Source organism: Clostridium sp. UMB9555A, assembly GCF_030222355.1.
Classification (GTDB): Bacteria; Bacillota; Clostridia; order Clostridiales; family Clostridiaceae; genus Sarcina; species Sarcina perfringens.
Genome location: NZ_JASORQ010000019.1, coordinates 1 through 9,537, shown reverse-complemented (window position 1 = coordinate 9,537; position 9,537 = coordinate 1). Strand labels below are relative to the sequence as shown.

Here is a 9,537-nt window from a genome sequence, read left to right as displayed (position 1 = left end):
TAAATTAACTCCTTCCGTTCACTTTCTACTTCATCCTCATTGTAATTTTCATCTTCAAAACTTTCAAGATTTTCATTACTTTCTTGATTAATTTCTTCTATAACTTCATCTTTTTTATTTGAGTTTTTTATTTCATTTTTAACACAATTTCTTATAATCTTTGTATTCTTAGTTATTACTTCTTGATGCTTTTTATTTAACCAATCTATATATTCTACTCCTTGTAATTTTAATAAATCTTGTGCTAATTCCTTTAAATTTTTATCTAACTTTGCAGCCATAAATTTATCTCCTTCCATATACTTTTTAATAGTTTGTAATTATCAACTCTTTGTTTCTTTTTCTTCCTTCTGATTGCCTTGAAACTGAATAATGTACTTCAACTTCTTTAATATTAAAATCTTTGTACCAGCTTCTAGTTTCTTCACAATCATTGATTGTTAGAATGAACTTTCCTTTGATATTTTTAAGAATATCTCTAAGTTTTAATTGCTCTTTTATTCCAAACTCTGCTTTATATCCGGCTGTACCATAGTACGGCGGATCTAAGAAAAATAGTGTATATTCCCTATCATATTTTTCAATTATTTTTTGAAAATCTAAGTTTTCTATATAGGTGTTTTTTAATCTTTCTTGAAGCTCATCTAAATTACAATCAAAGATTTTTTGTGATGGTAATGTATTAGTTCCATAACCATAATGATTACCTTGACCACCGAAACTTTGAGTTATAAGGTACATAAATCTTATAGCTCTTTGTATATCGGTTAAATGCTCCAAAGTAGCATTTTTATATTCATCGAAGATACTTCTTCCTGATATTTCATAGGACAGAAGTCTTTTCATTTCTGGAGCATGATACTTTATAATTTTAAATAGGTTTGGTATTTCATTTTCAATGTCATTTATAACTTCAATCTTTGATTTTTCCTTTCCAAAATACACCCACCCCGCTCCAAAGAATGGTTCTACATAACACACATGGTCTGGCATCATGTTTATTATTTCTTTTCTTAATTTACTCTTACCACCTAACCTTGTAATTGGTGGTTTTAACATTGATTTCTGCATAAAAAAATTCCCCCTTGAACATTATTTAAGTTCTTGGAGAACAACTCGTTTTATATGATTATTTTATTTGTTTAGATTGTTTAAAAAACTAAATATTTTCTTAAAACTAATATGTTTAGTAAATCGTAAAATACCTTTACCACCATATAAGTTTACTCCATTTTTATTTACAGAAACTCTCGCTCCTTTTTTACCTGTACTAAATCCCACACCCCCTCCAGTTGATAAATTAACTTTAGAATTTTTACCAACTTTAAAAGACTTTCTTAAACTAAATCCCATATCTTATCTCTCCTTTCTTTTTAACTTTTCAAATATATTTTCTATATGATCTGCTTCAAATTCTATAATTGCAGCTAATAATTTATTTCTAGATTGTATGCCATATTGTTCTTTAAGAACCTTTGCATTATCATACATAAAGTCCATTATTTTATCATTGGCATCTTGAGTTATTATTACATTAATTCTCTCCTTTGACTCCTGTGTTTTAGCAGTAAAAAGAACATCCTTTTCTAGTTCTTCTCTTATAGCTTCAACTTTCTTTCTAACTTCGCCTATCTTTCTAGTATTCTTATTCATACACATTTATTTCCTCCTATTTTATTTTAAGTACCAAGTTAAAATTAACTAATTCTCCAGTTAAAATTAATCTTTGTTTAGCATGATTAATACAAGTTATTAAAGTTATTTCTTTCTTGTCATTAGAAAAATTTATTTTGCTTGTGTCATTAGGTTCTACGATATATCGGTTTGTTATTTTATATTCAAGTTCCTTATTATCAGATATTATTTTTACTGTAGCTCCTATTTTAAGCTTATGAAGGTTTCTAAATATAGATCCACGCATATTATTATGTGCAGCTAATATTACATTTCCTAATTCTCCAAAATCAGAACTTGACCTGTACTTAGCCACTACATAATCCAGATTTTCTTCTCCTAAAACTATAGGAGCTTTAACCCCTATACTATCTATTTCTAATATCCCAATTAAATCATTTTTTTCATTTTTCTTATTGTTATTAGGTTTAGTAAAAGTATCTTTTATTACTTCTTTTTTCTCTATATTTTCAGTTGTTTCAGGAATACTATAATTTACTGAAGAATTACTATACATTTTTTCTTCGTATTTTTGAACTAAATCATCCTGGATTGACTTTGATTTAAACTCAATAAATAAAGCTGCTCCTATTAACAATATTCCAATTATGATTAATGTTATAAATCCTTTCTTCATCATAATTGACACCTAAACTGCTATATTATTAAAGTTAAAAAACTTAAAATATGTTTTTATATGATATTCAAAGTAATACTTTCTTAGGATCTTTTCAAGTTTATATTTATTTCTTATTCCACAAGCTCTTAGATACTCTTTCGATAATCTTTGTAGTTTTGAAATTAAATATTTTCTGTATTCTAGGTCCTTTTTATTTAATTTTCTATTTGATAAAGAACTAAATTCTAAATCTAATTTTTCTATTTCACATAATAAGTTTTCACTCATTTTTCTCACTCCCTTTTATTGTTGAAAATTATGTTTTTTAAATAATATTTCAAGTTCTTCATCTGCTTTTTTAGCCACTTTAAATAAACTCATATACATAAAAGTATTTATAATAATCAATCCTAAAATAATAGTTATAACCATACATCCCATCTCCTTATTTTCTTATGTAAACTTAAGAGAGTACCTTATGGCACTCTCTTAATTAAAAAAATTATGATAATTTTCTTTTCTTTGAAAGTATTAATGCTCCTAAGCCTCCTGTTACTAATATAATTCCAAATGGAATTAATGCATTAACATCGAAGCTTGAACCTGTTTTAACAATTTCAAATTTCTTATTAGTTAGGTTACACTTAACTACTTCCCCATGTTCACCTATTTTAAAGGTTCCAGTTTCAGTTGTAAGCTCATATTCTTCTGGAGCTTGAGTTTCTGAGATTTTGTATTCTCCAGCTGCTAATTCAAACTCATTTCCATTCTTTGAAGAAATAAACTCAATAACCTTTCCTTTATCTAAGCCAGAAAGACATTCAATTTTTATTTTAGCTCCTTCAAGAACTTCTCCTGTAGCAACATCTGTCTTAGTAAAGATAAGTTTTCCTGTAGTTCTTTCATTCTTTAAGTTGGCCTTTATAATTTCTCCACCTTTAATTTCAAAAGTTCCAACTTCAGTAGAAAGCTCGTATCCTTCCGGTTGTTGAGTTTCTCTAAACTCATATTTACCTTCTGGTAAAGTGAATTTATTGCCAGCTAAACTTGAAGTAAATTCAAATTTAACATGTTTGTTTTGTTCTTCTATTCCTACTATCTCTATTTTAGCACCTTCAATATTTTGACCATTTGTAACATCAGTTTTAGTAAAGTCTACTTCTCCAGTTTTTACTTTATTTTCTGCAGTTACAGTCTTAGTTTCACCGTCTTTATCTATTACAAAACTTAAATCTTGATCTTGATTTATTTCATAATGATCTGGAGCTTTAATTTCGTTGAAATAATAGTTACCTGCTTCTAAGTTTTCAACTACTATTTTTCCATCTTTGTTAGTTGTGTAATTTCCTACAAGATTTTCACCATTCCAAAGTTCAAACTCAGCCCCTTCAAGTGGTCTTTTAGTTTCTGAATCTACCTTGATTAATTCTGCATTAGCTCTTATCTTTTTATTTTCCATTTCAAGTTTAATTACTTGACCATTTTCTTTAACATCAAAGAAAATAGGCTCTTTGTTAATAACGTAATTCCAAAGTGTTTTAACTTCTTCTATTTTGTAATGACCATATTCTAAACCTTTTAAACTAACTATTCCTTTGTCATTACTCTTTAAGTCCCAAGTTTGTCCTTTCATTAGGCCATCTAAAGCTGTAACTTTAAATTCAATATCAGCTAAAGGTTTCTTTGTTTCTGAATCTATCTTTAAAAGCTCCATATCGCCTGTTATACGGTCGTTAGATACCTTAATAGTATAAACAGTACCTAAGTCCTTAATATCTTCTAGAGCGGCATTTTCGTCTATTTTAAAAGGTATTGGCTTTATGCTTATATAACCATCCTTAGGTTTTGCCTCCTCCAATTGATAATTTCCGTATGCTAAGTGTTGTGGAGTTATTATTTCTCCATTCTTATCAGTTGTTAAAGTAGTTGTTTTATTAGGAATTATTCCTACAAAGTTTGTAAACTCTACAAGCTTATTAGTATCAGTATTTCTAACTTGGAATTTAAGTCCTTCTAGTGGTTTACTGTCTTTAGAGTCAACTTTAACAACCCTTAACTTAGCTTGGATAGGAGCGTTTTTAACGTATTTAACATAAACTTTATTATCTTCATTTATGTTAATTGTGTATTCCTTATCACTAGCCCAATATCCTTCTGGAGTTTCATCTTCAATGAATTTGTACACTCCATATCTAAGATCCTTAGTAAATGCAAATCCATTTTCATCAGTTTTAACTTTATCTACAATAGTTCCTGGTTCTATACCATTAACATTAACTGCAACAACTTTAAAACCTGCGTTAGCAACTGGTTTTTCTTCGTTTTCGCTATCAACTTTAACTATTTGAATTCGACCTTTCATAACTTTGTTAGTAAAGTCATAAGAATAAACTTTATCATCTTCAGTTATGTTTATGTCTATAGTTTTATCGCTTAACTTGTAACCTTCTGGAGCTTGTAGCTCTTTACCAATATAGTGACCATAATCTAGATACTTACTTGTTGCAGCTCCCTTTTCGTCAGTTGTTAATCTATCAACTTCATTACCTGCATCATCATAAATACCAAGTACAGCACCTTTTAAACTAAGTTCTGGCATTTCTTCATCGATTTTGTGTATTGAAACTCTACCCTTAATTTTTCTATTAGCATGAGTAATTTCTATTGTTTTCATATGTTCATTAATAGTAACTGGATATTCTTTACCATTAAGCACATATTTACTTGGGGCTTTTGTTTCTCTTACAATGTAGTTTCCAAAAGGATGTAATCCACTTAATACCTTTCCATTTTCCCCTGTAGTCATTTTTTCAACTACTTCGTTATTATCAGCCTTCACCATCTCAAATTCTGCACCTGAAATTGGTTCGCCAGTTTCTTCATCAATTTTTGTTATTTCTACTCTTCCTTTTATTTGAGTATCAACCATTTCAGCAGTAGTTACTTTATTAGGTTTTACAGTAATATTAACTGGATTAGTAATTAAATATCCTTGTGGAGCTTCAACTTCTTCGATGATGTACTCTCCTGGCTTAATGTCATTGAATACTACTCTACCATTTTCTGATGTAGCTTCAGCTATTTGATTACCTTCTTTGTTTTTCAAAACAAACTTAGCACCAGTTAAAGGAGAACCATCATCTCCTTTTTTAACAATCTCTATAGCTCCATTTAAACCAGTCCAGGATACACTAACATTATCTTTATTCATAGCTTGAGGTGATATATTAACAAGAGACATATCTTGTTTACCTGCTACTGGGGTTGCATACGCTAAAGAAGCTGGTAATTCTACAGTTGCCTTAGCATCTATTTTAATATCACCAGTTTCAGCGTCTATAGGAATATATACTCTAAAACTTTCGTTAGAATTATAGGTATTTCTTTCATCTCCATCCATGTCTTTTATCTTAACTACATCTTTTAATCCTGGATTACTTGAACTTTTTATAGTAACCTTAGCATCTTTAAATTCATAGTCAGATTTTAATTTTATAGGCTCAGAAACGAAATAATCACCTTCTTGATGAGCAACTATATTACTAGGAGTAACTTCAAAGAATGTTGGTAATTCTTTGTTTAATCCTTTTTCTACTAAAAAGTCTATTACTGGTTTTAATCTACTTAAAGGTACTGTTCCATCTTGAAGTCTTGATCTTACTAACCCTCTGCTTAAACCTGCTTCTTTTTGATAAGCCCAAATAGCAAGTTGAGTACAATATCTATATTCATCAGCTGATATTCCCCATTCTGAACCATCCCTAGCAGGATATCCCCAGTAGATAATAGTTTCTATTCCCCCATCTAGTGGTATTTCTTCTGTGTAATCTTGTCCAGTCGGATTCAGCGCCCCTGTGTTTAGACAATAACAGGTCCTTAGATCTGGAGCATAGTATCTATGATTACCTATAGGAAGAACCTTTCCCCAAGTTGGAGAGTTGTAATTTAGATAACTCTCTGCGTCTGTAGAATTTATTTCTACTGCAAATACTTTGATGTTAGTCAATAAGAATGTAAAAATTAAAGTTATCGTTGTAATTAGTTTAAATCTTTTTCTTTTACTCACTTTCTTTCTCCTCCATATTATTTATTTTTTATTTTGATAAATTAATTTAAGATGTATCAAAATACTTCATTTTCTTTTCTCCTTTCTAAAAATTTGTATTTAAAAAGAGTGCTGCTTAATTGCAACACTCTTGAACTTTCTAACTTAAACCAATACTTATTCCTAATGCTCTATTTAGTTCTTTTATTTCATATCCATTCAATTTTCCTATTTTCTCTCTCATCTGATACCTAGAAATAGTTGTTATTTGCTCTAATAAAATAGTAGATGGCTTTTCTAAACATTCTTTTATTATTTTAGTATGTACTGGCATTTTTCTCTTAGGCTTAGATGTTACAGAAGTAACTATAAAAGTTTCACCTTCTCTATTACCAATATCATTTTGAATTACAATAACTGGCCTAATTCCACCTTGTACTGAACCAAACTTACTCTTTATGTCTCCTAAGTCTGCATAGAAAATATCACCCCTATAGACTTCTCCTTTATAAAAATCTTTCCTCACTCTTCCCATATGTTCTCCCCCTAAAAAACAGTATCAAAAAAGACCTAGAGTAAAACTCTAGATCTTTATATATAAATTAATAGTCAAATCCTATTACAACGTAATATGCTCCATTACTGTCTTTATACACTGCACAAGCTCCTTCTGTTAAATCCGGATCTAACATATTCTTATTATGAGCTGGAGAATTTTTAAATACATTTAAAAATCCTGATGCACTTTTAACTGCATCTCCATCTAAAACAATTTGTCCACCTTCTGGATAATTTTTGTGGAAGCCTCTTTGCTTAGCTGCCATTTCTTCACAATGACTCTTTGTCCATCCAGCATATTTACCACTCCAGTTTAAGGCATTTAAACCTTGAGACTGTCTATAAGCATTAAAATCATTCCAAAGCTCTTGAGTCATACCACTTTGATATTCCCAAGTTCTTTGAGGTTTTTGAGGTTTTGCAGGTTCAACTGGTTTTATTTCTTGTGGCTTTTCTACAGGTTTTTCCTGTGGCTTTTCTTCTGGTTTTTGAGAAGGTTGTGGAGCTTCTTCAGGCTTTGACTCTTCAGGTTGCTCTTGTGGTTTACTTTCAGGCTTACTAGAGCTTTCTTCCTTACTAGGCTTTACAATTGTAATACTTCCTTCACTACTTGCAGTAGTTCCTTTTATATCCTCCACTTTCTCAACCTTCTCACCACTTGGTTGTTGTGAAGCTTGAACTTTATTTTCTGTTTTAGAACCTATAGTTTCACCACTGGTTACTTTTATAGTTCCATTATCAACACTCTCTACTTTTTCAACTTCACCCTTTTTATTTTTTATATTAACATTGCTTCCAGCTTCTTTTTTCTCTTCAACTATTTTAGAAACATCGTCTCCTTTTGAGCTATCGGCAATGGTATTACCATCTTTATCTTTAACAATCAATGATCCATCTTCTTGTTCTTCTACAGTTACTTCTTCATTATTTGCCTCTTTATTTTCTTCTAGCTTTTTATCTTCATTTGCCTTAGGATCTTCTTTTTTCTCAGCTAAAGCTATATTGTTAGTATCAGTGTTTGCATAATGCTTATTTATTGCATATCCACCTACACCAACAACTGCTATTCCTAAAGCGACTGCAACTCCTATAGTTTCTTTTTTATGTACTTTCACAAATTCTATTATGGCCTTAATTCTCTTATTCATTTTAACTCTCTCCCTTTGAAATAATATTTTTTAAATATATCTCGCATATGTACCAAGTTGTCTAAAACTTTTTCTTAAAACTAAAATGTTTTGGAACGTCGAAAGGAACTACACATCCAATTTCTTCTTCTTTTTTAACACTAAAATTTCCATGTCCATTATGTTTGTAAATGGAACTATTAGTCTTAACAAAGTTTCTATCACTCATATACTTTTTACATTCTCTATGAGTAATTTTTCTTATTTCTTCATTTTGTAGTTTTTTCAATTCCCTTTTAGCTTTGTTGTGTTCCCTTAAATCAGAAAAATTTCTTTGAATACATTTCTTTACGGCTTCTCGATTTGAATCCATTCTAATTGCTATTTCATTAGCTGAAAATCCATCCAAGTAAAGACTTTTAACTTTACTTTTATCAAGCTCATTTTTTCCTCTCAAATCATCAACTCCCTAAAAATGTCCTAAAAGAGTATTAAAAAAAGGCATAGTTCGACTCCTTTTTAAAGTGGGGACAAAACTTAAATTTAATTTATTTAGTTGTTTAATACTATTGCTCTATAAATTTCTTCCATACTTGTATCGTATATTCTAGATAATTTATAGACTTCACTTGCACTAGGGTTTTTTACTTTCCCATTTTCTAATTTGTGAATAAAACGTGCTTCTTTACCAATTAAGCTAGCAACTTCTCGTTGAGAAAGCACTTTATTCTTTCTTAGAAAGCTTAGCTTGTTTTCCATATTTATCACCTTTATCCATATTTTCATTTAATTTACCTATATATTATCACGCTCACTCAGCAATGTCAATATATAAACATTTTAGTCAATATAATAACATTTGTGATCTTTAATATTTTTTCTTGGTAAACTAAACCTATTGAAATGAGGTGATAAAAATAGATAATTTATCTTTTTTTCCCAATAATCTAAAAACTCTTAGAAAATTAAATTTATTAAGTCAATCAGAATTATCTAAATTACTGGGTATATCTAGATCTTCTCTCTCATTTTATGAATCTGGAGAAAGCGAACCAACTTTAAATGTTTTAATTAAGATTTCTAAATTTTTTAATGTATCTTTAGACTATCTAATATTTAAAAAAATTGATTCTAAATTCTTAGCTAATTTAATTTCATATGATTCATTAAAAAAACAAAATCTAGATACACTTGAAAAACTTGATTTATTAGATATTTTAAAAAATAAAAAAAATTACTATATTTCTAAAGAACAAGAAATACATAAAACTATAAAAGATTTAAACTCTATAATAAAATTTTTGGAAAGTTAAAATATACATTTTTTTAAAATATCAAAGATTTATAAATCTTTGATATTTTATTTATAAACTCTAAACTCAAAAAAAATAAATTATATCAAACTGTTGTTCTCATCATTATGCGAACTCTTGTTCTCATTGTATCAAATTATCTATAAAAAAAATATGGTAATTTCCAATTTTTAATAAACTGGAAATTTTTCAGTTTATTTA

The 9,537-nt window shown here is 29.0% G+C and carries 13 protein-coding genes; 1 reads left to right on the top strand and 12 read right to left on the bottom strand.

Going from position 1 to position 9,537, the window contains the following annotated elements; translation table 11 throughout:
- The 12 genes from QP548_RS16620 to QP548_RS16565 form a co-directional block, all read right to left on the bottom strand.
- Positions 1–281, bottom strand: a 281-nt coding sequence (locus tag QP548_RS16620) for a hypothetical protein (protein WP_284905658.1), incomplete at its 3' end; no start/stop codon positions are given.
- A 25-nt stretch (positions 282–306) separates the two neighbouring features.
- The gene (locus tag QP548_RS16615) at positions 307–1,071 is read right to left on the bottom strand and encodes a DNA adenine methylase (RefSeq protein ID WP_081109979.1); all 765 of its coding nucleotides are present in this window, start codon (positions 1,069–1,071) and stop codon (positions 307–309) included.
- Between the two features lie 63 nt (positions 1,072–1,134).
- Positions 1,135–1,353 carry a DUF4236 domain-containing protein gene (locus QP548_RS16610; protein WP_004461335.1) on the bottom strand — a complete coding sequence of 73 codons (219 nt, stop codon included), beginning with the start codon at positions 1,351–1,353 and terminating at the stop codon, positions 1,135–1,137.
- Between the two features lie 3 nt (positions 1,354–1,356).
- The gene (locus tag QP548_RS16605; RefSeq protein ID WP_012478262.1) at positions 1,357–1,659 is read right to left on the bottom strand and encodes a hypothetical protein; all 303 of its coding nucleotides are present in this window, start codon (positions 1,657–1,659) and stop codon (positions 1,357–1,359) included.
- A 10-nt stretch (positions 1,660–1,669) separates the two neighbouring features.
- Positions 1,670–2,314, bottom strand: coding sequence for a class D sortase (locus QP548_RS16600; protein WP_061429476.1), 645 nt, complete (start codon positions 2,312–2,314; stop codon positions 1,670–1,672).
- Between the two features lie 9 nt (positions 2,315–2,323).
- The gene (locus tag QP548_RS16595; protein WP_061429477.1) at positions 2,324–2,581 is read right to left on the bottom strand and encodes a hypothetical protein; all 258 of its coding nucleotides are present in this window, start codon (positions 2,579–2,581) and stop codon (positions 2,324–2,326) included.
- A 15-nt stretch (positions 2,582–2,596) separates the two neighbouring features.
- A complete protein-coding gene (locus QP548_RS16590) occupies positions 2,597–2,725 on the bottom strand; it encodes a hypothetical protein (RefSeq protein WP_003449039.1) in 129 nt (42 codons plus the stop codon).
- Positions 2,726–2,795: 70 nt separating this feature from the next.
- A complete protein-coding gene (locus QP548_RS16585; protein ID WP_075809397.1) occupies positions 2,796–6,359 on the bottom strand; it encodes a SpaA isopeptide-forming pilin-related protein in 3,564 nt (1,187 codons plus the stop codon).
- A gap of 139 nt (positions 6,360–6,498) precedes the next feature.
- Positions 6,499–6,873, bottom strand: a complete 375-nt coding sequence (locus QP548_RS16580; protein ID WP_003463943.1) for a type II toxin-antitoxin system PemK/MazF family toxin — start codon at positions 6,871–6,873, stop codon at positions 6,499–6,501.
- Positions 6,874–6,940: 67 nt separating this feature from the next.
- Positions 6,941–8,044, bottom strand: a complete 1,104-nt coding sequence (locus QP548_RS16575) for a CAP domain-containing protein (RefSeq protein ID WP_061429479.1) — start codon at positions 8,042–8,044, stop codon at positions 6,941–6,943.
- A gap of 61 nt (positions 8,045–8,105) precedes the next feature.
- Positions 8,106–8,480: a hypothetical protein gene (locus tag QP548_RS16570; protein ID WP_004461341.1), complete on the bottom strand. Its 375-nt coding sequence runs from the start codon at positions 8,478–8,480 to the stop codon at positions 8,106–8,108.
- 95 nt (positions 8,481–8,575) lie between these two features.
- Complete coding sequence (locus QP548_RS16565; protein WP_003453254.1) at positions 8,576–8,782, bottom strand: helix-turn-helix transcriptional regulator; 207 nt, start codon at positions 8,780–8,782, stop codon at positions 8,576–8,578.
- A gap of 149 nt (positions 8,783–8,931) precedes the next feature.
- On the opposite strand from QP548_RS16565, the gene QP548_RS16560 reads away from it, so the two are divergent.
- Positions 8,932–9,336, top strand: a complete 405-nt coding sequence (locus tag QP548_RS16560) for a helix-turn-helix domain-containing protein (RefSeq protein WP_003465074.1) — start codon at positions 8,932–8,934, stop codon at positions 9,334–9,336.
- The last annotated feature ends 201 nt before the right edge of the window (positions 9,337–9,537 follow it).